The following is a 26254-nucleotide window of genomic DNA, read 5'->3' as shown; positions in this document are numbered from 1 at the left end:
CATGAAACTGAAGCAATGGCTGTCCCTGCCGCTGGCCGCGGCGCTGCTGGCGGCAGCCCCCGCGATGGCGGCCGAGAAATTCCGTGTGGGCTATCTGCGCGTGATGGACGATGCGCAGGCCATCGTCGCGCAAGAGGGCGGCTACTACAAAAAGGCCGGCCTGGATTCCGAACTGATCGAGTTCAAGTCGGGCACCGACCTGATCAAGGCCATCGTCGGCGGCCAGCTGGACATCGGCGTGCTGGGCTTCACCAACGCGGTGGCCTGGGCCTCCAAGGGCGCGGACCTGAAGGTGGTGGGCGGTGCGCAGCAGGGCTACCACTCGCTGATCGTGCGCGAAGACTCCGGCATCAAGGACATCGCCGGGCTGAAGGGCAAGACCCTGGCCTCCCAGGCCGAAGGCAGCACTGCCGACGTGGTGCTGAAGGGCGTGGTGCTCAAGCAGGGCAACCTGGCTGCGGACGACGTCAACGTCATGGGCGTAAGCCCGGCCGTGGCGGTCCAGTCGCTGGTGGGCAAGCGCGTGGACGCGGCCTTCCTGTTCGAACCCTACGATCGCATCGCGCAACTGGTGGCGCCGGTCAAGCAGATCTATGAAGTGGGCCAGGCCTGGCCGTTCCCGTGCATGGTGGTGATCACCTCCGGCGAGACGCTGGCCAAGCGCAAGGACGACGTCTGGAAGGCGCTGGATGCGCAGAACCAGGCCATCCAGCTGCTGCAGAAGGAACCCGCGCAGGCTTCCAAGCTGATCGCGTCCTACTTCATCGCCGAACCCACGCTCAAGACCCTGACCCGTGGCGAACTGCCGCGCGAGACCGTCATCGCCGAAGCTATCGGCACGCAGGTCTTCACGCCCAAGCTGACCGACAAGGACACCCGCCGCATGCAGGAAATCGCCGACATCCTGCAAGCCCAGGGTTCGCTGAAAACGCGCGACGGCAAGCCGTATGACGTCTCCAGCATCGTCGACCTGTCCTGGCAAGAGGCTCGCAAGCTTTGAGCGCATCTACCCGAGTCACCGGCGCCCGCAAGCATTTCGCGGGCGTTCTGGGCGTGTTGTTCATCCTGGCCTTGTGGCAACTGGCGGCGTTCGCGCTGCCGGACTTCCTGATGCCGGGCGTGCCGGCCGTGGTCGAGCGCCTGGTCGAAGACCTGGGCAAGCAGTCCTTCCACCAGAGCCTCCTGGGCACACTGGGGCGGCTGGGCGCGGGCTACGGCCTGGCGCTGGCGGCCGGCATCGGCTTCGGCCTGGTGGCGGCTGTGCTGTTCTTCTTCCGCGAAGTGCTGCGCAGCGCCATCGTCATCCTGCAGTCGATTCCGTCGATCGCCTGGGTGCCGCTGTTCCTCATCGTGATGGGCTTCGGCAATACGCCCATCATCGTCGTGGTGGCATTGTCGGCTTTCTTCCCGGCCGCGCTCAGCGTGATGAACGCGACTGAGTCCGTGCAGCGCGTGCATGTGTCGGCGGCGCGCGTCATGGGCGCCACGCGCTGGGGACTGGTCAAGCGGGTCTACCTGCCGGCCGTGATGCCCGAGCTCATCACCGGCGCGCAGCTCGCCTTCGGCAATGCCTGGCGCGCGCTGATCTCGGCGGAAATGCTGATCGGCTTCGGCAAGGGGCTGGGCCGTTCGCTGGCCTATTCGGGCGAAATCGCCGACATGACCGGCGTCATGACCAACATCCTGGTCATTGCCGTGCTGGCCGCGCTGATCGACCAGTTCGTGCTTGAAAACCTCAAGCACCGCCTGCTGCGCTACCAGTACGTCTGAGGGCGACAGGAGTCCCGCATGATTGGCCGCATCCGTCTGTTTGTCCTCGGCGCCTGCCTGGTTGCATCGGGCTTCGCGCAGGCGCAGCCCGACGCCTTCGCGGCGGCGCGGGCGCGCGGCGAGCTGGTGGTGGGCGTGCCTTACCTGGCGCCGCCGCCCGCGGCCGGCGCCAAGATCCGCACGCCGGACGGCCTGGACGCCGCAATGACCGACAGATTGGCGCAAAGCCTGGGACTGCCGGTGCGCCTGGTGCAATTGCCACAGGAACAGGCCGCTGCCGCGCTGGCGGCGGGGCGGGTCGACCTGGTCCTGGCCGACGGCGCGTCGGCCCAACCGGACGCGGTCGCGACGCAAGCCACAGGCTATGCCGCCCGACCCAAGGCCGTGATCCGCAGCGACACCAGCCTGCGCAGGCCCGCCGACGTGCGCGGCCGCAGCGTCTGCATGGCGGAGGCCGCAAGCGCTTCCCGCGCCCTGGCCGAAAGCTGGGGCGCCGTGGTGCGCACCTACCGCGTGCCGTCCGATGCGCTGGTCGCCGTGCGCGAGGGCAGCTGCGATATCGGCCTGGTCGACGACGCGGTCTGGGAGCCGCTGGTGCGCTTCCCGGAATGGAAGAAGTTCTCCTCGACGCTGGCGGCCGATGGCGCGCGGCGTGAACGCGTGTGGCTGCTGCCGGCCTCCGACTCCGCCAGCCGCAACTGGCTGAGCCAGGAAATGCGCGCCTGGGACCGAGCGGGCGCCTGGAAGGCCATGACCGCGAAGTGGGCCCGCGACGTGGCCTTCGATGTCTATCTCGACCAGGAAGTGCCCGACTGCCACGGCTAGGGACTGCCGGCACATACAATGCCGGTCATGACGCACACGCTGACCGCCCCTTGCACCTACCAGGAAGACATCAAGAAAAGCCGCTTTGTCGCGTATGCAGCGCCCGTGTCCGGCGTGGACGAAGCCATGCGCTTCTTTGCCGAACATAGCGACGCCGAAGCGACCCACAACTGCTGGGCCTACCGCATCGGCCAGGAATACCGCTTCAATGACGACGGCGAGCCGGGAGGCACGGCCGGCCGTCCCATCCTGCAAGCCATCGAAGGCCAGGACATGGATCGCGTGGCGGTGCTGGTAGTGCGCTGGTACGGGGGCATCAAGCTCGGCGCAGGCGGACTGGTGCGCGCCTACGGGGGCTGCGCGGCCAACTGCCTGCGGCTGGGGGAGCGGACCGAGATCGTGGATCTTGCAACCGTCGCCTGCGCTTGCGGTTTTGGCGAACTGGCGTTGCTGAAGTCGCGCCTGGCTCAGGCAGGCGCGGCCATCCAGCAGGAAGACTTCAACGAGGAAGGGGTGGCGCTACGGTTCACGGTGCCGCGCGCAGCGGTGGCGGACCTGGAAGTGACCGCCGCCAACATCACGCGCGGGCGTGCGGCCTGGGAAGTCGAGTCCTGATCCCAGGAGCGCACGGCCCGCGCAGCGTTCAGGCGTCCTGCCCGTTCTGGGCAGCTGCGATTTCCTGATGGACCTTTTCCATGTCCACTTCCTTGATCTTGGCGAGCAGCTCATTGAGCTGGCCGCCCGACAAGGCGCCCGGTTGCGAGAACAGCAGGACCTTCTCGCGGAACACCATCAGGGTCGGGATGGAACGGATGCCCAGCGCGCCGGCCAGTTCCTGTTCCACGTCGGTATTGACCTTGGCGAAGGTGACGTCGGGATGCTCGGTGGCGGCCTGTTCGAATACCGGCGCGAAACCGCGGCAGGGGCCGCACCAGGGCGCCCAGAAATCGACGATCAGCGTACCGTCGGGGGTAATGGCTTCCTGGAAGCTGTCTTTGGTGAGTTCAACAATACTCATTTTGAATCCTTGCCGGCGAGCGGCGTAAAAAGCGGTGTCAGAGGCCCGGGGTATGCCCGTCCCGGACCCGATGGGGCGTTGCGGCGGCGTTCGGTGCTTTAAGAACGATAGTAGAGCGGGTAATGGCCGCGTCGCAATGGTTGGCGCCTGAGGCGCGGGCTGCGGCCCTCAGGCCGCGGTGCTTGCCGGGGCGCCGTTTTTCAACGACGCGACGATCTCGAAGGAACGCAGGCGGTCGGCGATATCGTAGAAATCCGAGACGATCATGACTTCGTCGGCCTCGGTCTCGGCCACCAGCGCTTCCAGTTCGCGCCGGACGGTATCCGGGCCGCCCACGATGGCCGCGCCCAGTCTTTGATGGACCGCCTCGCGCTCCCATTCGTTCCACAGGCCGTCCATGCTGTCCACGGGCGGTTGCAGCTGCAGGCGGTTGCCGCGCACCAGCGACAGGAATTTCAGCTGCTGGGTGGTGGCCTGGCGCCTGGCGGCTTCATCGGTTTCGGCGGCCACGACCGGCACGCCTATCATGGCGTAGGGCCGCGCCAGCGTTGCCGACGGCTTGAACAAATGGCGGTACAGGCGCATGGCCGCCATGCCTTCGGGCGAAAAATGTCCCGCGAAGGAGAAGGGCAGGCCCAGCTCCGCGGCAAGCCGCGCGCTGAAATCGCTGGACCCCAGCAGCCAGATCGGAATGTCCAGGCCTTCGCCGGGAATGGCGCGCACGGGCTGGCCAGGGCGCGAAGGCGCGAGGAAACCGCGCAATTCTTCCACCAGCGCCGGGAACTCCAATCCGCTGCGCGGACCGCGGCGCAATGCGTGTTGCGTGGCGCCGTCGCTACCGGGCGCGCGGCCCAGGCCCAGGTCGATACGGCCAGGGTAAAGCGTTTCCAGCGTGCCGAACTGCTCGGCGATGATCAGCGGCGCGTGGTTGGGCAGCATGACGCCGCCCGAGCCCACGCGCAGGGTGCTGGTGTGCGCGGCGACGTGGCCGATCAGTACGGCGGTGGCGCTGCTGGCCACGCCGTTGATGTTGTGGTGTTCCGCCAGCCAGAAGCGCTTGTAGCCCAGGCGTTCCACGTGCTGCGCGACCGCAACCGTGTTGCGGAAGGCGTCAGCCGCGTCGCGACCTTGCACTATCGGGGCCAGGTCCAGTACGGAGAAAGGGATGCGGGCCAGGCTGCTCATGCGGAAACCTCCGTGTACACGGTGGGACAGGACAGCGGGGCGGAAACAAAGCGGGTAAGGCGCAAGGCGGACTCCATATGCCGTTATACATGGGGAGTGTATCGGTGAAATCAAGCGGACCCGCCAGCAACCATATGGCGCGGCGGGTTGATTGATTTCCGCTATTGCCGCGATTGGCCCGCCTTGCGAGCGGCCTTGGGGCTTGGGCCTAGCCGGGGAAGAACGCGTAGCGGATCACGAACAGCGCCGCGACCAGCCAGGTGGCGGGATGCACGTCGCGGACCTTGCCGGTGGCCGTCTTCAGCACCACGTAGCTGATGAAGCCGAAGGCGATGCCATTGGCGATCGAGTACGTGAACGGCATGACCAGGGCGGTCAGCGCGGCCGGCGTGGCCTCGCAGACGTCGTTCCAGTCGATGTCGATCAGTTCGCGCATCATCAGGCCGGCCACGTAGAGCAGGGCGGGCGCGGTGGCGTAGGCCGGCACGGCGCCGGCCAGCGGCGAAATGAACAGCGCGGCCAGGAACAGCACCGCCACCACCAGCGCGGTCATGCCGGTACGGCCGCCGGCCTGCACGCCGGAGGCGCTTTCCACGTAGGCGGTGGTGCTGCTGGTACCCAGCATCGAACCGGCCACGATGGCGCTGCTGTCGGCGAAGAGTGCGCGGCCCAGGCGGTTGGGGCGGTTCTCGGGCATCAGGCCCGCGCGCTTGGCCACGCCGACCAGCGTGCCGGTGGCGTCGAACACTTCAACCAGCACGAACACCAGGATCACGTGCACGAAGCCGCTGTGCAGCGCGCCCAGGATGTCCAGCTTCATCAGCGTGGGGGCCAGGCTGGGCGGGGCGGCGAAGATGCCCTTGAATTCGTTGTAGCCCAGCGCCATCGACAGCACCGTGACCACCAGGATGCCGATCAGGATCGCGCCGCGCACGCGCAGCGCATCCAGCGCGGCGATGATGAAAAAGCCCAGGATGGCGAACAGCGGACCGGGCTGGGTCAGGTCGCCCAGGGTGACCTTGGTGGCGGGATGCGCAACCACGATGTTGGCGCTGGATAGCGCGATAATGGCAAGGAACAGCCCGATGCCGGCGGCGATGGCGCTGCGCAGCGAATGGGGAATGCCCTTGACCAGCCAGACCCGGATGCCCGAAAACGTCAGGAACAGGAAGATCACGCCCGAGATGAACACGGCGCCCAGCGCCTGCTCCCAGGTGTAGCCCATGGTCTTGACCACGGTGAATGCGAAGAAGGCGTTCAGGCCCATGCCCGGCGCCATGCCGATCGGCCAGTTGGCGATCAGCGCCATCACCAGCGAGCCCAGCGCGGCGGCCAGGCAGGTGGCGACGAACACGGCATCGCGGTCCATGCCCGTCGACGACAGGATGTCCGGATTGACGAAGATGATGTACGACATCGTCAGGAATGTCGTCAGGCCGGCGACCAGTTCCGTGCGCGCTGTCGTGCCGTGTTCACGCAGCTTGAATAGCTTCTCGAGCATTCGAGTCCCCAATGTGTTTGCAGGATTGCGGGTTGTTGTGGGCGGGCTGGGTTGCCCGCCGGTTTTTCATGAAAGGGCGTATTTTCGCATCAGTTGTAAACTCTGCCGCCATGATTATTCTCGGCTTTGAAAGCTCCTGCGACGAAACCGGCGTCGCTGCCGTCTGTACGGAACGGGGCCTGCTAGCGCACGCGCTGCATACCCAGATCGCCATGCACCAGGAATACGGGGGCGTGGTGCCGGAACTCGCCTCGCGCGACCATATCCGCCGCGTCGTGCCGCTGACCCGGCAGGTCCTCGAAGAAGCGGGCCTGCAAATGTCGGATGTCGGCGCCGTGGCCTATACGGCCGGCCCCGGCCTGGCCGGCGCCTTGCTGGTGGGCGCCAGCGTCGCGCAGTCGTTCGCCTGGTCGCGTCATTTGCCCGCCATCGGCATCCATCACCTGGAAGGCCATCTGCTGTCGCCGATGCTGGCGGATCCGCGGCCTGAATTCCCCTTCGTGGCGCTGCTGGTGTCCGGCGGACACACGCAGCTGATGCGCGTGGACGGGGTGGGACGCTACGAATTGCTGGGCGAAACGCTGGACGACGCGGCGGGCGAGGCCTTCGACAAGTCGGCCAAGCTCATGGGCCTGGGCTATCCCGGCGGACCGGCGCTGTCCCGGCTGGCCGCCAGCGGCGATGCCGCGCGTTTCGATCTGCCGCGCCCCATGCTGCACAGCGGCGACCTGGATTTCAGTTTCAGCGGCCTGAAGACGGCCGTGCTGACCCGGGTCAAGGCTGCCGAAGCCGCGGGCGGACTGGACGAACAGACCCGCGCCGACCTGGCCGCGGCCACGCAGGCCGCCATCGTGGAAGTGCTGGCGGCCAAGGCCATCAAGGCCCTGAAGCAGACCGGCCTGAAGCGCCTGGTGGTGGCCGGGGGAGTGGGGGCCAACCAGCTGCTGCGCGCCAAGCTGGACGCGGCGCTCAAGCCGCTCAAGGCGCGCGCCTATTTCCCGCCCCTGGAACTGTGCACCGACAACGGCGCCATGATTGCCTTTGCCGCCGCCGAGCGGGTCAAGGCTGGCCTGGCGACGCTGGATCCGGATGCGCACAGCTTCACTGTGAAGCCGCGCTGGGACCTGGCCGACATCGCCTGAAAATGAAAAGGGCGGCCATGCAGGCCGCCCCGAAGCGCATTCCTTGCGCGTTTATTTCTTCTTGCCGCCGCCGATGCGGCTTTCCGTGCCCTGGACCAGGCGCGTGATGTTGGCGCGGTGGCGGTAGAACAACAGCACGCCGATGACTGCAAGCGCCACGCCCATGGACGGCTGCGCATACCAGGCCAGGCCGGAACCGAACACGTAGTAGACGGGGGCGAAGAAGGCCGCCACCAGTGAAGCCAGGGACGAATAGCGGAAGAACACCGCGACGATCAGCCAGGTGGCCGCCGTGGCGACCGCCAGCCAGGGCTGGATTGCCACCAGCACGCCCAAGGCGGTGGCCACGCCCTTGCCGCCCTTGAAGCGCAGGAATATCGGGTACAGATGGCCCAGGAAGGCGGCCAGCGCCACCAGCGCCAGCGCGACGGGGGAGATCCCGGGAGCCAGTTTTTCGGCCAGCCAGATCGCGAACCATCCCTTGGCGGCGTCGCCCAGCAGCGTCAGCGCGGCGGCCGTCTTGTTCCCGGTGCGCAGCACATTGGTGGCGCCGGGATTCTTGGAGCCGTAGCTGCGGGGGTCTTGCAGGCCCATGAGCTTGCTGACGACCACTGCGAAGGGCACGGAGCCGATCAGGTAGGCCAGCAGGATGAGCGCAGCGCTGAAGACCAGGGAGGGGTCGTTTATCGCCATGGATAGGATCCGTTGTTGTTGTGTTGTTGCGGTAATGGGTGCGGATTCTACCGCGCCCGGGGCCGGGCCCGGCTACGGGTTATCGAGCGGGGCTGCGGCCCCCGTCCGCCAGTCGATCGCACGGATACCGGCCGCGGACGGTACAATCCGACGCGTTCACCCGCGTTTTATTTTCTTTCGGATGCACAATGCGAATTCTGGTTTCGAACGATGATGGTTATTCGGCCCCTGGGCTCGAGGCGCTGGTTGACGCGCTGCAGGGCCTGGGCGATCTCACTGTCGTCGCGCCTGAAACCAACCATAGCGGCGCGTCCAACTCCCTGACGCTGAACCGGCCGCTGTCGGTACGCACCGCCTCCAACGGCTTCATTGCCGTCAACGGCACCCCGTCCGACTGCGTGCACGTGGCGCTCACCGGCCTTATGGATACCCGGCCCGACCTGGTCGTGTCCGGCATCAACAACGGCGCCAACATGGGCGACGACACCCTGTATTCGGGCACCGTGGCCGCTGCCAGCGAAGGCTATCTGTTCGGCATCCCGGCCATCGCGTTCTCGCTGGCCGAGAAGGGCTGGGAGCACATCGATTCCGCCGCGCGCGCCGCGCGCCTCGTGGTGGAACGCCATCTGGCCCAGCCGCTGGCCGCGCCGGTGCTCCTGAACGTCAATATCCCCAGCCGCCGCTTCGAAGACATGCACGGCTTCGCGGTCACGCGCCTGGGAAAGCGCCATCCCTCGCAGCCGGTGGTGCGCACCACCACGCCGTATGGCGATACCGTCTATTGGATCGGACCCGTGGGTTTGGCGGCCGACGCCACGCCAGGCACGGACTTTCATGCCGTCGAGCAGGGTACGGTGTCGGTCACGCCGCTGCGCCTGGACCTGACCCAGCACAGCCAGCTCGACGAGATCCGGACCTGGGCGGAGCCACTATGCGTAAACGTGTAAGCCAGCCGGACGTGACCCAGCCGGTGCCCGGGCGTACCGGTCCGGTGCGCTACGACTCGGGTCGGCTCAGTCCGGGCGTCACGCCCGCCAACAGCAACACCCGCATTTCCGCAGCCACGCTGCAACGCCAGACCCAGGCGCCGACGCCTGCATCGGGCAGCAATCTGGGGCTGAATTCGGATCGCCTGCGCCAGGCCATGGTCGAGCGCCTGCGGGCGCAGGGCATTACCGACGAGCGCGTGCTCAACGCCATGGGCGCGGTGCCGCGCCATCTGTTCGTCGACGAGGCGCTGGCCAGCCGCGCTTACGAAGACGCCGCGCTGCCCATCGGTCATTCGCAAACCATCTCCCAACCCTGGGTGGTGGCGCGCATGATCGCCGCCGCCTGCGACGACCGCACGCCCACCCGCGTGCTGGAAGTCGGCGCGGGTTGCGGCTACCAGGCGGCGGTGCTCGCGCAGTTCGTGCGCGAGGTTCACACCATCGAACGCATCCGCGGATTGTATGAACTTGCGCGCGAGCATCTGCGCGCCCTGCGGCTCACCACCAGGATCCGCTTGATCTACGGCGACGGCATGCTGGGCCTGCCCGGCGTGGCGCCGTTCGATGCTATCGTTGTGGCTGCCGCTGGCCTTGCCATCCCGCAGGCGCTGCTCTCGCAGCTCGCACCGGGTGGCCGCCTGATCGCTCCTGAAGGGGGCGCCAACCAGCGCCTGGTTCTCATCGAACGCACAGGCGCGGCCAGCTGGAAACGCACAGAATTAGAGGCCGTGCGCTTTGTGCCGCTACGGGCCGGAATACAATCTTGAGCAAACAGGAGAAACGTATGCTCAACGGGCAGTTGCAACTGACCGATATCACCCTGGGCGCGTCCATGACGCGCCTGCGCCGCCCGCTCTTCATCGCGGGGGCTCTCAGCCTGTCCATCCTGGCTGGCTGCGCTTCCAAAGGCACGCGCGCCCCGGTGGTCGACATGACCGGCGGGCAACCCGCGCCGGCGACCCAGACCGGCGGCACCTATGTGGTGAAACCGGGCGACACGCTCTACAAGATCGCCCGCGCCAACAATGTGGATGTCGAAAACGTCAAGCGTTGGAACAACCTCAGCGACCCCAACCAGATCTCGGTCGGCCAGGTCCTGAAGATGTCCGGCAGCGCCAGCGGCGGGGCACAGACCGCGCCGGTCGCGGGCTCCAAGACGCAGCCGCGTCCGCTGGACCAACCGGAAACCCTGCCGCCGCCGACCACTGAAACCACCACGCCGCCGCCCACCGCGCCGGTCGAGACCAAGCCCGCCACGCGCGCGGCCGACGCGGCCGTCATCAATTGGGCCTGGCCCGCCAACGGCCAGATCGTGCAAGGCTTCAACAACAGCAGCAAGGGCATCGACATCGCCGGCGCGCTGGGCGATCCGGTCACCGCCGCCGCCGACGGCCTGGTCAAGTACAGCGGCAACGGTGTGCGCGGCCTGGGCAACCTGATCATCGTCGAACACCAGAACGGCTTCATCACCGCTTACGCGCATAACCGCGCGGTGCTGGTGAAGACGGGCCAGAACGTCAAGCGCGGCGCCAAGATCGCCGAACTCGGCCAAAGCGATACCACGTCGCCGCGCCTGCACTTCGAGATCCGCCGCCAAGGCCAGCCGGTGGACCCCATGCAGTATCTGCCTGCCCGATGACGCCCACTCTCGTCTTCGACCTGGAAACCATCCCTGACGCCGAGGGGCTGCGCAAGCTCAACGGCTGGGGGGCTGATGTTTCCGACCAGGAGGTGGTCGAGCGCGCGCTGACCGCGCGCCGCGAGGCCGTGGGCCATGATTTCCTGCCGCTGCATCTGCACAAGGTGGCGGTGGTGGGCTGCGTGTTCCGCGACGACCAGGGCTTTCGCGTCAAGACCCTGGGCCAGCCCGACGATCCCGAAGCCGCCTTGCTGGCGGGCTTCTTCAAGACCATCGAGCGCTACACGCCCAAGCTCGTGAGCTGGAACGGTTCCGGCTTCGACCTGCCGGTGCTGCATTACCGCAGCCTGATCCAGGGCGTGCCCGCGCCGCGCTACTGGGACATGGGCGAGGAAGACCGCGACTTCAAGTTCAACAACTACATTTCGCGCTACCACTCGCGTCACCTGGACCTGATGGACCTGCTGGCCAAGTACAACGGCCGCGCCAACGCGCCGCTGGACGAACTGGCCAAGCTTTGCGGCTTTCCCGGCAAGCTGGGCATGGACGGCAGCAAGGTGTGGGAAGCCTGGAGCCAGGGCCGCGCCGATGAGGTGCGGGCCTATTGCGAAACGGACGTGGTCAACACCTGGCTGGTGTATTGCCGTTTCCGTTTCCTGCGCGGCGAACTCGACCGTACTTCCTACGAAGCGGAAATCGCGCTGGTGCGCGACACCCTCAGCGCCAGCGATGCGCCGCACTGGAAGGAGTACATGGCGGCCTGGGACGCCAACTGAGCGGCGTCTCGGCCGGAGGATCCGTCTTCCGGCGGACAGGATCGAACGGGGCCCGCGAGGCCCCGTTCTTGCGTCTGGATCATGCGCAATCGACTGAAACATTGCTTGCGCCAGCGAAACCTGGATGAAACCGGGCCAATCGCACAATGGCCTCGCTTTCTTCACTTTCAGGAGACCTACATGTCCCGATTCGCTATCCGCTCCAATTTGGCCGCTCTTGCATTTGTCGCCGCGACGGGCGGCCTGGTGGCCGGCTCCGTCATGGCTGCGCCTCCTCCTCCCGCTGACGGCGGCCCCGCCGCCATGCACGATGGCCAGCGCGGCGGCTTCCACAAAGGCATGCGCGACGGCCTCTTCATTCCCGGCCTGGGTCCCGTGACCAAGGCGCAGGTCGCCGAGCTGAAGCTGGACGACAAGCAGCAGGCCTTGTTCAAGACCGCGCAGGACGGCCAGCGCAGCCTGCACGAAGCGATGCGTGCCTCGGGCGGCAAGCGCCACGACCTGCTCAAGGCGCAGCTGGACAGCGGCAAGCTGGATCCCCGCGCGCTGGTCGAACAGTCCGAAAAGTCGCGTGATGCCTTCGGTCCCCAGGCCAAGCAGGTGCGCGACCAATGGCTCGCGGTCTGGGACAGCCTGAACGACACCCAGCGCGGCCAGGTGACCAAGTTCGTCAAGGAACGCCAGGACCGCATGCAGGAGCGCCACGCCCGCATGGAAGGGCGCCACGGCAAGGGCAAGGCGGATGCGCCCGCTGCCGCCGCGCCGGCCAAGCCTGCCGCCAACTAAGCAGTGCGGCCGGCCGTCCCGGCCGGTGCACGCCAGCAACCCCGGACACGCGACCGCGTGCCGGGGTTTTTCATTTGGCGTCCGGGATGGCGGCTGGCGGCGGCTCGCCATGCGTACCGATAGGGAGCGGGTTCCCCGTTTTGACGCATAAGCGCGTGCGCCGGCACACGCGTCCGCACTGTTCTGGTGCGGCGCGGGCGCCGTCAGCGGACGATGCGCCTGCGTATCGGCTTGCCGCAGACCTGGCACGGACATTGCTTTGTGGAGTAGGAACCGGTTTCAAACGCTGCATCGCCGGTCCTAGTGATGCGCCTCGGCCATCTACCTACTCGACAAATCCGATCAGGACTCCGCACCATGAAGAAGACGTTGCTAGCCGTGCCCTTTGCGCTCGCCGCTTGTTTCACCGCGACGGCGCAGGCCGAACCCACCGACCTGGGCGGCGGATTTTCGCTCAGCGGCAACGCCGCCATCGTCAGCGACTACCGTTTCCGCGGCTACTCGCAGACCGACTTCCGGCCCGCCGTGCAGCTGGGCTTCGACCTGACCCACAGTTCCGGCTTCTATCTGGGCAACTGGAACTCCAATGTTTCCGATTTCGTGTTCACCGACGGCAACCTGGAAATGGATTTCTACGGCGGCTGGAAGGGCGACGTGGGCGGCGGCTTCACGCTGGATGCGGGCGTGCTGCATTATTACTACCCGGGCTCCAGCTCGCCGAAGGGCGGCAACTACAACAACACCGACCTCTATCTGGGCGCGTCCTACGGCAACTACAGCCTCAAGTACTCTTACACGCCCAGCGACTTCTTCAGCACGCCGGACAGCAAGGGCACCTGGTACCTGGACGGCACGGCCAACTTCGACCTGGGCGACGGCTGGGGCCTGGTCGGCCACCTGGGCTACCAGAAGCTCAAGAACCAGACCAATATGGACGGCGACTCGATCGGCCATTACGTCGACTACAAGCTCGGCGTGACCAAGGACCTGAAGGGCTGGATCCTGGGCCTGGCCGCCGTGGGGGCGACCAAGGACAACTGGCTGCCGACCAAGTACGGCCATCCTTCGGGCCGCCTGGGCGCCGTCTTCTCGGTGGCGCGTTCCTTCTGACCGATATCCGTGGCGGCGCCTGGCAGCGCCGGCTTTCGGGCTTGCCGACGATTGGCGGTGACCGCCGTCCGGGGCAAGCCCTTTTTTCATCGGGAGACCGTTCCGGCCCCACATCGCCATTTCCAGGATTGGCCGCAGTCCTTCTACAATAGAAGGTTGCGTGTAATTCTTCTGGACTGCGTGAGATGTCTGACGTTTTGAGTATTGAATCCCTGGACCTGGAAGCCAGGGGTATCGCCCGCCGCGACGGGAAGGTCGTCTTCGTGGAAGGCGCCTTGCCGGGCGAACGGGTCACCACGGTTACGCTGCGCCGCAAGCCGTCCTACGAGATTGCGCGCGTGGACGAGGTGCTGCGGCCCTCGTCGCAGCGCGTGGCGCCGCGCTGCCCGCATTTCGGCGTCTGTGGCGGCTGTGCCATGCAGCACCTGGAACCCAGCACGCAGGTCGCCATCAAGCAACGTTCGCTGGAAGACACCTTCTGGCACGTCGGCAAGCTGCGTCCCGCGCGCATCCTGGCGCCGCTGCAAGGCCCGACCTGGGGCTACCGCTACCGCGCCCGCCTGTCGGTGCGCGTGGTGCCCAAGAAGGGCGGCGTGCTGGTCGGTTTCCATGAGCGCAAGAGCAGCTATGTGGCCGACATGCGCGAATGCCATGTGCTGCCGCGCCACGTCAGCGACCTGCTTATCCCTTTGCGCGAAATGATCGGTTCCATGTCCGCGCCGGACCGCATGCCGCAGATCGAAGTGTCGCTGGGCGAGGGCGTGACCGCCCTGGTGCTGCGCCATCTGCTGCCGCTGACCGATGGCGACATCGCCATCCTGCGCGCCTTCGCCGCCAAGCACAACGTGCAATGGTGGCTGCAGTCCAAGGGTCCGGAAACCGTGCACCCGCTGGAGCGCGAGCACGGCGACACGCTGGCCTACACCATGCCGGAATTCGGCCTGCGCATGCCGTATCGGCCCACCGATTTCACGCAGGTCAATCACGCCATCAACCGTGCGATGGTGTCGCGCGCGCTGAAACTACTGGAGGTGCAGCCTACCGACCGCGTGGCGGATCTGTTCTGCGGGCTGGGCAACTTCACGCTGCCGCTGGCGACGCAGGGCAGGGAAGCCGTGGGCGTGGAAGGCAGCAAGGCGCTGACCGACCGCGCTTTCGACGCGGCATCGCGCCACGGCCTGGGCGATCGCACCAGCTTCGCCACCCTGAACCTGTTCGAGGTGGATGTGGAATGGCTGCGCGGCCTGGGCTACTTCGACCGCATGCTGATCGATCCGCCGCGCGAAGGCGCGCATGCCGTGGCGCAGGCCCTGTCGCTGTTGGAGGCGCACGAGCGCCCCGTGCGCATCGTCTACGTGTCCTGTAATCCGGCCACGCTGGCGCGCGATGCGGCCATCATGGTGCATGAAGGCGGCTATGTGTTGAAGAGCGCGGGCGTGATCAACATGTTCCCGCACACGGGCCATGTGGAGTCCATTGCGGTGTTCGAATCGCTGGACGCCGAAGGTATCCAGGCCGTGCGGGAACGCGCCCGCCAGCGCGCCATTCAGGCGGCGGCCGAAGCGGCAGCCGCGGAAGAAGCCAAGGCCGCGGCCGCCGCCGAGAAGGCGGCCGCCAAGCAGGCCGCCACCGACGCCTATCACGCCAAGGTCGCGGCCGAAGCGCAGGACTGACGCCGCGGGAAGGGCCTGGGCCGTTTCAGTGCTTGCAGCCCAGGCCTTCCAGTATCGGGCAGTCCGGCCTGTCATTGCCCTGGCAGTGTTCGGCCAGATGCTTCAAGGTGGCCGCCATGTCGCGCAGCGCCTCGGCCTTGCGCTCCAGTTCCTGCACGTGTTCCAGCGCGATGCGCTTGACGTCGGCGCTGGCGCGGCTGCGGTCCTTCCACAGCGCCAGCAACTCATTCATCTGTTCCACCGAAAAACCCAGGTCGCGCGCGCGGCGCACGAAGTGCAGCGTATGCAGATCGTGTTCGCTGTACACGCGGTAGCCGGAATCCGTGCGTCCGGCGGGGCTGATGAGGCCGATGCTTTCGTAGTAGCGGATCATCTTGGCGGAAATGCCGGAACTCCTGGATGCCTCGCCGATATTCATTGCTGTGCTCCTGTGTAGCCTGAGTGCGATTCTACGCTTGACCTTTCCATCATGGGAAGGTTTAAGCTGCTTTCCATGGTGGACGAAACGTAGTCCATCGCCCTTGAATCCTATGGAGATAACTATGAGCATCGAGTTCCAAGTGGCTGACATGACCTGCGGCCATTGCGCCAAGACCATTACGGCCGCGGTGGCCCAGGCGGCTCCGGGCGCGACTGTCACGATCGATCTGCCCACGCACCGCGTGACCGTGACCGGGGCCGATGACGCCGACAAGATCGAAGACGCGATCCGCGACGCCGGCTACCAGCCGCAGCCGGTGTAATTCCTCCAGGCGCGAGGCCGGGCTATGATAGATCCGGTCTCGCGCTGGTTATTTATTCATTGCTAAAATCTATCGATTCATTGAATTTATTAAATTTGAATAATTGATAGTAAGGATTTATCATTCTTTCCATGGTGGTTAATCAAACAACCCCGCTACCCCAAGGAGAGATTTGAATGCTGCAAAACCGCGAAGGCCAACGTGTTCCGAACGTAACGTTCCCGGTCCGTGAGGACAACACCTGGAAGAAGGTGACGTCCGACGACCTGTTCAAGAACAAGACCGTCGTGGTCTTTTCCCTGCCCGGCGCCTTCACGCCGACCTGCTCGTCGACCCACCTGCCGCGTTACAACGAACTGGCTCCCGCCTTCTTCGCCGCTGGCGTGGACAGCATCGTCTGCGTGTCGGTCAATGACACCTTCGTCATGAACGAATGGGCCAAGGACCAGGAATCGGCCAACATCACGCTGCTGCCCGACGGCAACGGCGAGTTCACCGAAGGCATGGGCATGCTGGTCGACAAGAGCGACCTGGGCTTCGGCAAGCGCAGCTGGCGCTATTCCATGCTGGTCAAGGACGGCGTGGTCCAGAAGATGTTCATCGAGCCGGAAAAGGAAGGCGACCCGTTTGAAGTGTCGGACGCCGACACCATGCTGGCGCACTTCGCCCCGTCGGCCAAGAAGCCCGACCAGGTGGTCGTGTTCTCCAAGCCGGGCTGCCCGTTCTGCGTGGAAGCCAAGGCGCTGCTGGATGCCAAGGGCTACGCCCCGATCGAGATCCCGCTGGAAAACAAGGTCCGTGGCCGCGTGATCGGCGCTGTCTCGGGCAAGGGCACCGCCCCGCAGGTGTTCATCAATGGCGCGCTGATCGGCGGCCTGGAAGACCTGAAGGCGCACTTCGCCTAAGCGTCTGCAACGCTACCGGTCCCGGGTTCGCCCCGGGGCCGGGCAGCAGGGCGGTTCGCCGCCTGCTGCACCCTTCACGAGTTTCCCTTTTTACGCATCTTTGTGCGCGGCCCCCGGCGGGCGCTGCGGGACTGTCCACGTCCATAGGGTGCGGAAAAAGGCGGAATCCGCCTTTGAATTCCTGCTCCACGCCACATCGGGGGATACCCAGTCATGAAAACTCTGCATACCGATATCGCTGTCATCGGCGCCGGCACGGCCGGCCTGGCCGCCTACCGCGCCGCCCGCGCCGCGGGCCAGCGCGCGCTGCTGATCGAAGGCGGTCCCTACGGCACGACCTGCGCCCGCGTCGGCTGCATGCCGTCAAAGCTGCTGATCGCCGCCGCCGAAGCGGCCCACAGCGCGGCCCACACCGAGCCGTTCGGCGTGCATGTGGGCGGCGAGATCACGGTCGATGGCGCCGAAGTGATGGACCGCGTCAAACGCGAGCGCGACCGCTTCGTCGGTTTCGTGCTGGAAGGCGTGGAAAGCATCCCGGCAGAGGACAAGCTGCGCGGCTATGCGCGCTTCGTGTCGGACACGGTGCTGCAGGTGGACGAGCACACCGAAGTGCATGCGTCCCGCGTGGTGATCGCCACCGGTTCGCGGCCGTCTGTGCCGCCGCCGTTCCGTGCGCTGGGCGACCGTCTGGTGCTGAACGATGACGTGTTCGCCTGGGATGATCTGCCTGGCCGTGTGGCCGTGTTCGGTCCTGGCGTGATCGGGCTGGAACTGGGCCAGGCGCTGGCGCGCCTGGGCGTGGAAGTGCGCGTGTTCGGCGTCAGCGGCAGCCTGGGCGGCATCAGCGATCCGCAAGTACGCAATACGGCCCGCAAGATCTTCCAGCGCGAGTTCTATCTGGACCCGGACGCCCGCGTGCTTGAAACCACCCGCGTAGGCGATGAAGTGGAAGTGCGCTACGTGACGCTGGACAACACCGAGCGCACCGAACGCTTCGACTACGCGCTGGTGGCCACGGGCCGCCGCGCCAACGTGGACGGGCTGGCGCTGGAAAACACCTCGCTGCAATTGGACAAACACGGCGTGCCGTTGTTCGACCGCGAAACCATGCAGGCGGGCGATGCGCCCATCTTCATCGCGGGCGATGCCAACGCCGACGCGCCGCTGCTGCACGAAGCCGCCGACGAAGGCCGCATCGCGGGCGAGAACGCGGCGCGCTATCCCGAAGTGCGCAAGGGCCTGCGCCGCGCGCCGTTGGCCGTGGTGTTCTCGGACCCGCAGATCGCCATGGCCGGGCTGGGCCACGCACGGCTGGTGCCGGGCACCTTCGTGACGGGCGAGGTGGACTTCAGCGACCAGGGCCGTTCGCGGGTCATGCTGAAGAACCGCGGCATGCTGCATGTCTATGCGGACATCGAAACGGGCCGTTTCCTGGGCGCCGAGATGGTCGGCCCCAGCGCCGAGCACATCGGCCACCTGCTGGCCTGGGCCGTGCAGCAGGAGCTGACCGTGGCGCGCATGCTGGAAATGCCGTTCTATCACCCCGTGATCGAGGAAGGCCTGCGCACTGCCTTGCGCGACGCGGCGGCCAAGCTGGCCCGGGCGCAGGAGGCGCTGCGGCGGGAAGCTCCGGAGAATGAACTGGCTTGAACGCCAGCGCGATCCGCGACACCAGCAAAAAGGCCACGAAACATCGTGGCCTTTTTGCTTTTCGTATCGGATCAATCGTCCGACTGCTTCTTTGGCACCGGGAACGGATTCTCGCGGAACTGCAGCGTGAAGCCGGCGCGCTCGTCCTGTCCCAGCGTGCGGGCCAGATACGGCATGGCTTGCTTCAAGGCGTCGTGCAACGTCCAGGGCGGATTGATCAGGAACATGCCGCTGCCGTGCAGGCCGTAGCCGTCGATGGCTGCTTTCTTGACCGTCAAGGTCGCGTGCAGCCAGCTCTTGACCTTCAGGTTCTCCAGGTGGCGCGCCATTTCATTGGCTTCGCGGCGCTGGACCAGCGGGTACCAGACGGCGTAGGTGCCGGTGGCGAAGCGCTTGACGCATTCCTTGACCGCGTTGAGCGTGCGGCGATAGTCGTTCTTGTCTTCGTACGAGGGGTCGATCAGCACCATGCCGCGGCGCGTGGGCGGCGGCAGCAGCGCCTTGACGCCTTCAAAACCGTCGTCGCCGTAGATCGTGGTCTGGCGTTGCGCGGCGCGGCCCTGGTGTTCCAGGTTGCCGACCAGCGTGTCGATCTCGGTAGGGTGCATTTCGAATAGGCGCAGCCGGTCGGACGGACGCAGCGCGTCCAGCGCCAGCCATGGCGAGCCCGGATAGCGCCTGAGGCGGCCGTTGGTGTTGTAGCCGCGGATCCGGGCGACGTAGTCGGCCAGGATGGGCGGCAGGTCCTCGGCTTCCCACAGGCGGCCGATGCCGTCGGCGAACTCGGAGGTCTTGGCGGCCCAATCGCTATCCAGGCTGTAGAGCCCGGCGCCGGCGTGGGTATCGACGACCCAGTAGGGCGCGTCTTTCTTGTTGAAGTAATCCAGGGTGTGGATCAGGATGGCGTGCTTGAGTACGTCGGCGTGGTTGCCGGCGTGAAAGGCGTGGCGGTAACTGAACACGGGCGTTCTGCCTCAGGCGGCGGGCCGGATCGCGGCCAGCTCGTCGGTGAAAATGCCGTCGATGCCCCAGTCGAGCAGCAGGCGGGCGCGCTCCGGGTCGTTGACGGTCCAGGCGGCGATACGGTAGCCGGCGGCATGCACGGCATCGATCAGCTCACGGGTGGCGTCCTTCTGATTGATGTTCAGGGCCACGCACTCGTACTTGGCCAGGCGTTCGCGCCAGTCGGCGGGTACCTTCTCCGCCAGCAGCGCGCGCGGCAATTCGGGGGCCGTTTCCAGCGCGGCCTGCAGCGCTGCTTCCGCGAACGAGGACAGGAGCGGCGCTTCGGCCGCGCCTTGCCACAGCTGGCGCGCGGCCAGCGCCACGGCGCGGCCGGTCTCGGCCTCGCGGCCCGGGCAGGGCTTGATCTCGACGTTGCTGGCGATGCCGTTGGCCACCGTGTAGCGGGCGACGGCAGCGAAGGTGGGCAGCGGCTCGCCCGCGTAGGCGGCGGAATGCCAGCTGCCGAAATCCAGCTGGGCAAGCTCGGCGTAGGTCTTGGCAGCGGCGGGTCCGCGGCCGTTGGAGGTGCGGTCCACGTCGTCGTCGTGCATCAGCACCAGCACGTTGTCGCTGCTCAGCTTGACGTCGTATTCGAACATCGTGAAGCCGTGCTCGGCGCCTACGCGCATGGCGGCCAGGGTGTTCTCCGGGGCCAGACGGCCGCCGCCGCGATGCGCGATGTAACGGGAGTAGGGCCAGGAGGGGAGTTTTGCGCTCATTTGGGGTGTTGCTTCGGGTTCTTTTGGTCAGGGTTGCAAGGATACTCCTTCTGCACGCTGTTTCCGCCCATGCCGCGGCGCAGGAAAACGCCGCGGCATGTCCATTGGCCTATTTCATGGGCGCCTTGTCCTGCGACACGTCCATGATCATCCGCGCCGCCAGGTACAGGCGCGGCACGATGCTGTTGATCTGGATGTACTCGGCGTCGTTGGAATGCGCGCCAAAGCCGCTCAGGCCCATGCCTTCGATTACCGGGCCGCGCGCCTTCAAGGCGGCAAAAGCGGCGTCGGTGCCGCCGCCGCTGGCGCGGTCCACGACCGTCATCGGCAAGTCCAGCTCTTTGTAGATCTGCACGCCGTGTTGGGCCAGGGCGCGCGAGGCCGGCGTGGCTTCCAAGGGCGGGCGGCGCACTTCGAACTTCACGCTGACCTTGGATTCGGGCAGCAGCTTCTTCTGTATGCGTTCTTCCAGCGTGCGCGACAGCGCATCGAAATCGGAGACGCGCAGGGCGCGCGCGTCCGCCTGGGCGGTGGCCTGGCCCGGAATGACGTTGCGGTTGGTGCCGGCCTGGGCCACGGTCCAGTTCAGCTTCAAGCCTTCCTCGGGCTTGGACAGCTTGTCCAGCTGCAGCACCTGGTGGGCCAACTCATACAGCGCGTTGACGCCGCCTTCGGGCCGCGCGCCCGCATGCGAGGTCTTGCCCTGCACGGTCAGGTAGGCCGCGCCGATGCCGCTGGTGGCCAGCGTCAGGCGCGCTTGCGCGCCGCCGCCTTCGAACGAGAACACCGCATCCTGGTCGGCGCCCAGGCGGGTAATGGTGCTGCGCGCGCCGGGCGAGCTGATTTCCTCGTCGCCGTTGATCAGCACGGTAATGGTGCCGTAGTCCTCGAAGCCCAGTTTTTGCAGCAGGGTCAGGGTGTGGATGATGGCGGCCACGCCATGCTTGTCGTCGGCGATGCCCAGGCCGTAGGCCTTGTCGCCGTCGATGCGGAAAGGCTGGTCCTTGAGCATGCCGTTGCGGTAGACGGTGTCCATGTGGGCGATCAGCATGATCTTCTTCTGGCCTTTACCCTTGAATTCGGCATGGACCATGGGGCCGACCTTCTCTGGCGTGTCGTCCAGGCGGAACACGTCGGTGGGCTGGATGATCTCCACCGTTCCGCCCAGCGCCTTGAGCCGGTCGCGGATCAGGACGGCGATGCGCTCCACGCCCTCGACGTCCTTGCTGCCCGACTCGATGCCGACCAGGTCGCGCATGGTGTCCAGCATGCCTTGCTGCTGGGCTTGCGCGGCTTCGTGGACGGCGGCGACGGGCGCGGCCAGCGCGGCGGGGGCGCCGCCGACGAAGGCCAGGGCGATGCAGGTGCGCAGGAGTTGCAGGCGGGGAGATGTGTACGGCATCAGTGTGTACCTCTGAGCGTGCGTGGAAGGGGCCGCATCCTTCGGGGGCGGCGTCGGGTAATGCGGGCTTACCCTGACAGGCCACGATACGAGGGCCGCAAGGGGCTGGAAATGGTGGTTCCCCGGGTTGACTCGGTCCCCGGTTTCGTGCCGTTTGAGCCCGGGGGCAGGCCCGGATGACATTCGAAAGATTCCTGGGCTGCGCGGCGAATGAGAAATGGTAAAATCCGCCCGCTGATCCGGTATTGACCGGTATGGGAACAGGGCGAATCTGGTTCGCCTTTTTTTATGCGTTTTCTTGCGGCTTTGGGCTTGCGCCCGGGGTGCGGCAACAGGGATTCCATGTTCGAATTTATTCGCAGCCATCGGCGCTGGATGCAGTTCATCCTGCTGCTTCTGATTGTGCCGTCCTTCTTCCTGGTCGGTATTCAAGGCTATGACAGCTTCATGCGCGCCGAGCCTGAATTGGCCACGGTCAATGGCCAACCCGTGTCGCGGGCCGAGTTCGATCAGGCGCACCGCAACCAGCTGGAGCAGTTCCGCCAGCGCCTGGGCGCCCAGTTCGATCCGGCCGTCATCGACACGCCGGCGCTGCGCGAAGGCTTGCTCAATCAGTTGATCAACCAGCGTCTGCTGGCCAACGTTGCCGTCGACAACCGTTTCTCGGTGTCCGACGAAACGCTGCGCAACACCATCGCCGCGATTCCGGAAGTCCAGGACAACGGCCGCTTCTCGCCCGAGCGCTACCGCCAGGTGCTGGCCGCGCAAGGCATGTCGCCGACCTCGTTCGAAGCCGGCCTGCGCCGTGACCTGGCGGTTGCGCGCGTGCTGGAACCCGTTGGCCAGTCGGCCCGCGCACCCGGCGAGGTCGTGACCGCGCTGGAAACGGCGCTGACGCAGCAGCGCACGGTGCAACTGCGCCGCTTCGCCGCCGCCGACTACCGCTCGCAAGTCACCGTCAGCCCGGCCGACATCCAGGCCTGGTACGACGCCAACAAGCAGCAGCTGCAGATTCCCGAACAGGTCCAGGTCCAGTACCTGGTGCTGGACGAGGCCGCCGCCACGCAAGGCGTGCAGGTCAAGGACGAGGACCTCGCGTCCTACTACGAGCAGAACAAGAACCGCTTCGGCCAGCCCGAACGCCGCCGTGCCAGCCACATCATGATCAACCTGGCTCCCGGCGCGTCGGAAGATGCCCGCAAGGCTGCCCGCGCCAAGGCCGAAGACCTCGCCAAGCAGGCCGCCGCCGATCCGGCGCAGTTCGCGGAACTCGCGCGCAAGAACTCGCAGGACGCGGGTTCGGCGACCAATGGCGGCGATCTGGGCTGGCTCGCGCCCGGCATGTTGACCGGTCCGCTGGAAAAGGCGATTTTCGGCCAGTCCAAGGACCAGGTGTCCGGCGTGATCGAAACCCCGTCCGGCCTGCACGTGGTCAAGGTCACCGAAATCCAGCCCGCCGCCATCAAGCCGCTGGCCGAGGTCAAGGACCAGATCACCGCCGAAGTCCGCAAGCAGCTCGCCGCCGTGCGCTTCTCGGAAATGGCCAGCCAGTTGAACAAGCAGGTCTATGACCAGCGCGACAGCCTGCAGCCCGCCGCCGACGCCGTCGGCCTGAAGCTGCGTACCGCTTCCGGCGTGACCCGCGAAGGCTTGTTGCCCGCCGACAAGGCGGGTCCGGGCTCGGCCGCCGCCGGCCCCGATGCCGCGCTGCTGGACAACCCGCGCGTGCGCCAGGTGCTGTTCTCGCCCGACGTGCTGCGTGAAAAGCAGAACTCCGGCGTGATCGAACTCTCGCCCGACACCATGCTGGCCCTGCGCGTGGCCGCTGTCGAGCCGTCCCACGTGCCGCCGCTGGACAAGGTCTCGGACACCATCCGCGCCAAGCTGCTGGACGAGCGTTCGGCCGAAGCCGCCAAGAAGGCCGGCGAAGCCGCGCTGGCTGCCGACAAGGCTAACCCCGCCGCAACGCCGGAAGGCTTTGGCGCGCCGGTGGTTGTGTCGCGCCAGGATCCCAAGGATCTGCCGCGTCCGGTGCTGGACGCCGTCATGCGCCTGCCCGCCGCCACGCTGCCGGCCTACGCCGGCGTGCAATCGGGTTCGGACTACACGCTGGCGCGCCTGGAGAAGGTCGAGGCCGGCACGGTCGATCCGACCGACAAGGAGCGCCTGGCGCAGCAGCTGTCGGGCGCCTGGGGCCAGGCCGAAAACGAAGCCATGCTGCGCATGCTGCGCGAAGAGTACAAGGTGCAGGTGCTGCCCGCCGCCGCCGCCGTCATCCGCGGCGATCAGCCGGCAGCCGGCTGATCAGCCCAGGATCAGTTCAACAGTGGTCGCAGCGTCGGCCACACGTTGTCCAGTAGCAAAGGCTGGGCATCCTCGTTCGGATGGATGCCGTCAGCCTGGAACATCGCCCGGTTCGTTGCGATACCTTCCATCAGGAAGGGCACGAGCCGGGCGTTTTCGTCTTTGGCGACCGTTGGGAACACCTGCGCGAAGCGCTGGGTGTAATCCCGGCCGTAATTCGGCGGAATCTGCATGCCGACGATCAGGACCTGCGCCTCGGCCTTGCGGGCGGCCTGGGCCATGGTGCGCAGGTTCTGCTCGGTCATGGTCAGCGGCAGGCCGCGCAACGCGTCGTTCGAGCCCAGCTCCAGCACCACCACGGCCGGCGCATGCTGGCGCAGCAGCGCGGGCAGGCGGGCCACGCCGCCGCTGGTCGTGTCGCCGCTGATGCTGGCATTGACGACCTGGTACTTGGGGTATTGTTCCGCTACGCGGGCCGAAAGTAGCGGCACCCAACCGGTGCCGCGCTTGATGCCGTATTCGGCCGACAGGCTGTCGCCCAGGACCAACACCGTGCGGGGCGCGGAACCCTGGGCCGCGGCGGCGGTCTGAGCGTGGGCGGGTGCCACGACGGCGGTCGCCATGGCGGTCATGAGTAGCAGACGGGAAAATAGGCGCATGGATAACAAGAATTCGATCGAGGTGAAAGGGCTGGGCAAGCAGGTGGCAGATGCCGGCGGCACGCTCTCCATCCTGGAAGGTATAGATTTTACGGTCGAGGCGGGCAGCGCCGTGGCCATCACCGGCAGTTCGGGGTCGGGCAAGTCCACCTTGTTGGGACTGCTGGCAGGCCTGGATGTTCCCAGCGCGGGCAGCGTGCGTCTGGCCGGGCAGGACCTGTTCTCGCTGGACGAGGACGGCCGCGCGCGTTTGCGGGCCAATCATGTGGGTTTCGTATTCCAGTCATTCCAGCTGCTGCCCAACCTGACGGCGCTGGAAAACGTGATGCTGCCGTTGGAGCTGGCCGGGCAATCGGCGCGGGACGCGGCCCAGGCCATGTTGGAGCGGGTGGGGCTGGGCAAGCGCCTGCATCACTACCCGCGCACCCTGTCGGGCGGCGAGCAGCAACGCGTGTCGCTGGCGCGCGCCTTCGTGGTGCAGCCGGACCTGCTGTTCGCGGACGAGCCCACCGGCAGCCTGGACGCCGCCACAGGGGTGACGGTCATCGACCTGATGTTCGACCTGCACCGCGAGCACGGCACCACGCTGGTGCTGGTGACCCACGATCCGCAGCTGGCCGCCCGTTGCGGGCGTCAGCTGGTGCTGGCGGCGGGGCGGATGGTCAACGGCGCCTGATGCCGCCGGCCCCACCGCCGGGCTTCCAAGTTGGACCAGCCCCTCGGGGGGGCTGCGAGCCCCGGAGGGGCGCGGCGTGAGGGCCTTACCCTCTTACTTGGATTTCGCGACCGCCTGGTTCCAGGCGGCGACCACCGCCTCATACTCCTTCGCCGCGGCATCCTGGCTGACCGGGAAGATCTTGATGGTCTTCAGGTCGGGCAGGGTGGTCAGGCTGGCCACGGCCACGTCCGTGCGCGTCGGGCGGCGGAAGTTCTTCACCAGTTGCGCTTCCTGCGACTCCTTGCTCAACAGGCCGTCATACAAGGCCTTGGCCGCGTCCATGTTCTTCGCGCCCTTGATGATGAACATGCCTTCCGGCGCCAGGTAGCTGCCCTCGGTCGGGTAGACCAGCTTGATTTCCTTCTGGCCGCCGGCTACGTATTCCTGCGCGGCGTACTCCAGCGTCATGCCCACGGCATACTCTCCCGCGGCCACGCCCTTGTAGGTGGTGCCGGACGATGCCGTGACCACCGCGTTGGCGGCGATCTTGTCCAGGCCTTCCTGGCCGAATTGCTTGAAGAGGCCATACACCAGCATGTAGGCCGTGCCGCTCTTGGACGGGTCGGTGATGGCGAACTTGTTCTTCCAGTGCGGCTGCATCAGGTCGGACCAGGTGGCCGGCGCGGGCTGGCCCTTGAGCTGGCGCTCGTTGACCATCATCACCATGACGTGCACGTTGGTGCCCACCCACAGATCGTCCGGACCGCGGAACTCGGCTGGGATCTTGTCCAGGTCGGCCGGGCGGTAGGGCTGCAGATGCTGGCGGTAGGCGCCCAGCGTGCCGAAGCCGCCGCTCCAGAACAGGTCGCCGCGCGGATTCTGCGCCTCGGCCTCGATGCGCTTCATCATCGTGCCGGTGCCGCCGGTGACGGGCTGCACGTTCAATTTCGGCGACTTCTGCTTCACCGCGTCCAGCGCGGTTTCGATCGTCTCCGTGTTGTTGGACGAATAGAGCACGACGTTCTGGGCCTGGGCGGCGCCAGTAGCCAGGGCGGCGGCCAGGACGCTGTACTGAAGTAGGTGCTTGAATTGCATGGTTAGC

27 protein-coding genes are annotated in these 26254 nt (G+C 66.5%); 17 read left to right on the top strand and 10 right to left on the bottom strand.

The genetic code is table 11. The features are described from left to right. Position 1: 1 nt before the first annotated feature. From IB268_RS13370 to IB268_RS13355, 4 genes are read left to right on the top strand one after another with little or no spacing between them, the layout of a single operon-like run. Positions 2–1000, top strand: a complete 999-nt coding sequence (locus IB268_RS13370; protein ID WP_054453961.1) for an ABC transporter substrate-binding protein — start codon at positions 2–4, stop codon at positions 998–1000. Continuing rightward, positions 997–1770, top strand: a complete 774-nt coding sequence (locus IB268_RS13365) for an ABC transporter permease (protein ID WP_054453964.1) — start codon at positions 997–999, stop codon at positions 1768–1770. Before IB268_RS13370 ends, IB268_RS13365 begins: the two co-directional genes overlap by 4 nt. 18 nt (positions 1771–1788) lie before the next feature. Continuing rightward, a complete protein-coding gene (locus IB268_RS13360) occupies positions 1789–2595 on the top strand; it encodes a transporter substrate-binding domain-containing protein (RefSeq protein ID WP_192354364.1) in 807 nt (268 codons plus the stop codon). A gap of 27 nt (positions 2596–2622) precedes the next feature. Next, complete coding sequence (locus tag IB268_RS13355; protein WP_175160413.1) at positions 2623–3210, top strand: YigZ family protein; 588 nt, start codon at positions 2623–2625, stop codon at positions 3208–3210. Between the two features lie 28 nt (positions 3211–3238). Here IB268_RS13355 and IB268_RS13350 read toward each other — a convergent pair whose 3' ends face one another. The 3 genes from IB268_RS13350 to IB268_RS13340 form a co-directional block, all read right to left on the bottom strand. After that, positions 3239–3613, bottom strand: a complete 375-nt coding sequence (locus IB268_RS13350) for a co-chaperone YbbN (protein ID WP_013394055.1) — start codon at positions 3611–3613, stop codon at positions 3239–3241. 168 nt (positions 3614–3781) lie between these two features. Beyond that, positions 3782–4798: an LLM class flavin-dependent oxidoreductase gene (locus tag IB268_RS13345; protein WP_125472293.1), complete on the bottom strand. Its 1017-nt coding sequence runs from the start codon at positions 4796–4798 to the stop codon at positions 3782–3784. Between the two features lie 208 nt (positions 4799–5006). Next, the gene (locus tag IB268_RS13340; RefSeq protein WP_119449664.1) at positions 5007–6299 is read right to left on the bottom strand and encodes an NCS2 family permease; all 1293 of its coding nucleotides are present in this window, start codon (positions 6297–6299) and stop codon (positions 5007–5009) included. Between the two features lie 110 nt (positions 6300–6409). On the opposite strand from IB268_RS13340, the gene tsaD reads away from it, so the two are divergent. After that, the gene (gene tsaD / locus IB268_RS13335; protein WP_054453971.1) at positions 6410–7441 is read left to right on the top strand and encodes a tRNA (adenosine(37)-N6)-threonylcarbamoyltransferase complex transferase subunit TsaD; all 1032 of its coding nucleotides are present in this window, start codon (positions 6410–6412) and stop codon (positions 7439–7441) included. 51 nt (positions 7442–7492) lie between these two features. On the opposite strand, the gene plsY is transcribed toward tsaD, so the two are convergent. Then, entirely contained in the window at positions 7493–8134 is a 642-nt protein-coding gene (plsY, locus tag IB268_RS13330) for a glycerol-3-phosphate 1-O-acyltransferase PlsY (RefSeq protein ID WP_054453973.1), read from the bottom strand. Between the two features lie 188 nt (positions 8135–8322). Here plsY and surE point away from each other — a divergent pair, with 188 nt between their 5' ends. The 7 genes from surE (at position 8323) to rlmD (ending at position 15107) form a co-directional block, all read left to right on the top strand. Continuing rightward, the gene (surE, locus tag IB268_RS13325; protein WP_054453975.1) at positions 8323–9081 is read left to right on the top strand and encodes a 5'/3'-nucleotidase SurE; all 759 of its coding nucleotides are present in this window, start codon (positions 8323–8325) and stop codon (positions 9079–9081) included. Then, positions 9066–9890 carry a protein-L-isoaspartate(D-aspartate) O-methyltransferase gene (locus IB268_RS13320; protein ID WP_054453977.1) on the top strand — a complete coding sequence of 275 codons (825 nt, stop codon included), beginning with the start codon at positions 9066–9068 and terminating at the stop codon, positions 9888–9890. The genes surE and IB268_RS13320 overlap by 16 nt, the downstream gene beginning before the upstream one ends. 17 nt (positions 9891–9907) lie before the next feature. Further along, positions 9908–10762 (top strand): peptidoglycan DD-metalloendopeptidase family protein, encoded by an 855-nt coding sequence (locus tag IB268_RS13315; protein ID WP_054453979.1) that lies wholly within the window; start codon positions 9908–9910, stop codon positions 10760–10762. Further along, entirely contained in the window at positions 10759–11538 is a 780-nt protein-coding gene (locus IB268_RS13310) for a 3'-5' exonuclease (protein WP_054453981.1), read from the top strand. Before IB268_RS13315 ends, IB268_RS13310 begins: the two co-directional genes overlap by 4 nt. 180 nt (positions 11539–11718) lie before the next feature. Next, positions 11719–12324, top strand: a complete 606-nt coding sequence (locus IB268_RS13305; RefSeq protein ID WP_119449666.1) for a hypothetical protein — start codon at positions 11719–11721, stop codon at positions 12322–12324. 357 nt (positions 12325–12681) lie between these two features. After that, positions 12682–13434: a TorF family putative porin gene (locus IB268_RS13300; RefSeq protein WP_054453985.1), complete on the top strand. Its 753-nt coding sequence runs from the start codon at positions 12682–12684 to the stop codon at positions 13432–13434. Positions 13435–13619: 185 nt separating this feature from the next. Continuing rightward, the gene (rlmD, locus tag IB268_RS13295) at positions 13620–15107 is read left to right on the top strand and encodes a 23S rRNA (uracil(1939)-C(5))-methyltransferase RlmD (protein ID WP_119449667.1); all 1488 of its coding nucleotides are present in this window, start codon (positions 13620–13622) and stop codon (positions 15105–15107) included. A 25-nt stretch (positions 15108–15132) separates the two neighbouring features. Here rlmD and cueR read toward each other — a convergent pair whose 3' ends face one another. Further along, positions 15133–15525 (bottom strand): Cu(I)-responsive transcriptional regulator, encoded by a 393-nt coding sequence (gene cueR / locus IB268_RS13290; RefSeq protein ID WP_054453989.1) that lies wholly within the window; start codon positions 15523–15525, stop codon positions 15133–15135. Positions 15526–15649: 124 nt separating this feature from the next. On the opposite strand from cueR, the gene IB268_RS13285 reads away from it, so the two are divergent. The 3 genes from IB268_RS13285 (at position 15650) to IB268_RS13275 (ending at position 18405) form a co-directional block, all read left to right on the top strand. Next, positions 15650–15850 (top strand): heavy-metal-associated domain-containing protein, encoded by a 201-nt coding sequence (locus IB268_RS13285; RefSeq protein ID WP_054453991.1) that lies wholly within the window; start codon positions 15650–15652, stop codon positions 15848–15850. Positions 15851–16026: 176 nt separating this feature from the next. Then, positions 16027–16755 carry a glutathione peroxidase gene (locus tag IB268_RS13280; protein ID WP_054453993.1) on the top strand — a complete coding sequence of 243 codons (729 nt, stop codon included), beginning with the start codon at positions 16027–16029 and terminating at the stop codon, positions 16753–16755. Positions 16756–16968: 213 nt separating this feature from the next. Then, complete coding sequence (locus IB268_RS13275; RefSeq protein WP_192354363.1) at positions 16969–18405, top strand: dihydrolipoyl dehydrogenase; 1437 nt, start codon at positions 16969–16971, stop codon at positions 18403–18405. A gap of 71 nt (positions 18406–18476) precedes the next feature. Here IB268_RS13275 and IB268_RS13270 read toward each other — a convergent pair whose 3' ends face one another. The 3 genes from IB268_RS13270 to IB268_RS13260 form a co-directional block, all read right to left on the bottom strand. Further along, complete coding sequence (locus tag IB268_RS13270; protein WP_054453997.1) at positions 18477–19367, bottom strand: 23S rRNA (adenine(2030)-N(6))-methyltransferase RlmJ; 891 nt, start codon at positions 19365–19367, stop codon at positions 18477–18479. Positions 19368–19379: 12 nt separating this feature from the next. Next, positions 19380–20129: a glycerophosphodiester phosphodiesterase gene (gene ugpQ, locus IB268_RS13265; RefSeq protein WP_192354362.1), complete on the bottom strand. Its 750-nt coding sequence runs from the start codon at positions 20127–20129 to the stop codon at positions 19380–19382. Positions 20130–20238: 109 nt separating this feature from the next. After that, positions 20239–21531 (bottom strand): M20/M25/M40 family metallo-hydrolase, encoded by a 1293-nt coding sequence (locus tag IB268_RS13260; protein ID WP_054454001.1) that lies wholly within the window; start codon positions 21529–21531, stop codon positions 20239–20241. A gap of 342 nt (positions 21532–21873) precedes the next feature. Between IB268_RS13260 and IB268_RS13255 the strand changes: the two genes are divergently transcribed. Then, positions 21874–23835, top strand: coding sequence for a SurA N-terminal domain-containing protein (locus IB268_RS13255; protein WP_192354361.1), 1962 nt, complete (start codon positions 21874–21876; stop codon positions 23833–23835). Positions 23836–23846: 11 nt separating this feature from the next. Here IB268_RS13255 and IB268_RS13250 read toward each other — a convergent pair whose 3' ends face one another. Beyond that, on the bottom strand, positions 23847–24494 hold the full coding sequence (locus tag IB268_RS13250) for an arylesterase (RefSeq protein ID WP_054454005.1): 648 nt from the start codon (positions 24492–24494) through the stop codon (positions 23847–23849). On the opposite strand from IB268_RS13250, the gene IB268_RS13245 reads away from it, so the two are divergent. Next, positions 24493–25170, top strand: coding sequence for an ABC transporter ATP-binding protein (locus IB268_RS13245; RefSeq protein ID WP_054454006.1), 678 nt, complete (start codon positions 24493–24495; stop codon positions 25168–25170). The genes IB268_RS13250 and IB268_RS13245 overlap by 2 nt on opposite strands. A 93-nt stretch (positions 25171–25263) precedes the next feature. Here the strand turns inward: IB268_RS13245 and IB268_RS13240 are convergent, their stop codons facing one another. After that, positions 25264–26247 carry an ABC transporter substrate-binding protein gene (locus IB268_RS13240; RefSeq protein ID WP_192354360.1) on the bottom strand — a complete coding sequence of 328 codons (984 nt, stop codon included), beginning with the start codon at positions 26245–26247 and terminating at the stop codon, positions 25264–25266. Positions 26248–26254: the final 7 nt, after the last annotated feature.

This window comes from Achromobacter sp. ACM01 (assembly GCF_014851745.1).
GTDB lineage: Bacteria > Pseudomonadota > Gammaproteobacteria > Burkholderiales > Burkholderiaceae_B > Achromobacter > Achromobacter aegrifaciens.
Note: the sequence above shows the minus strand (reverse complement) of the source record. Positions and strands in the feature narration are given on the sequence as shown.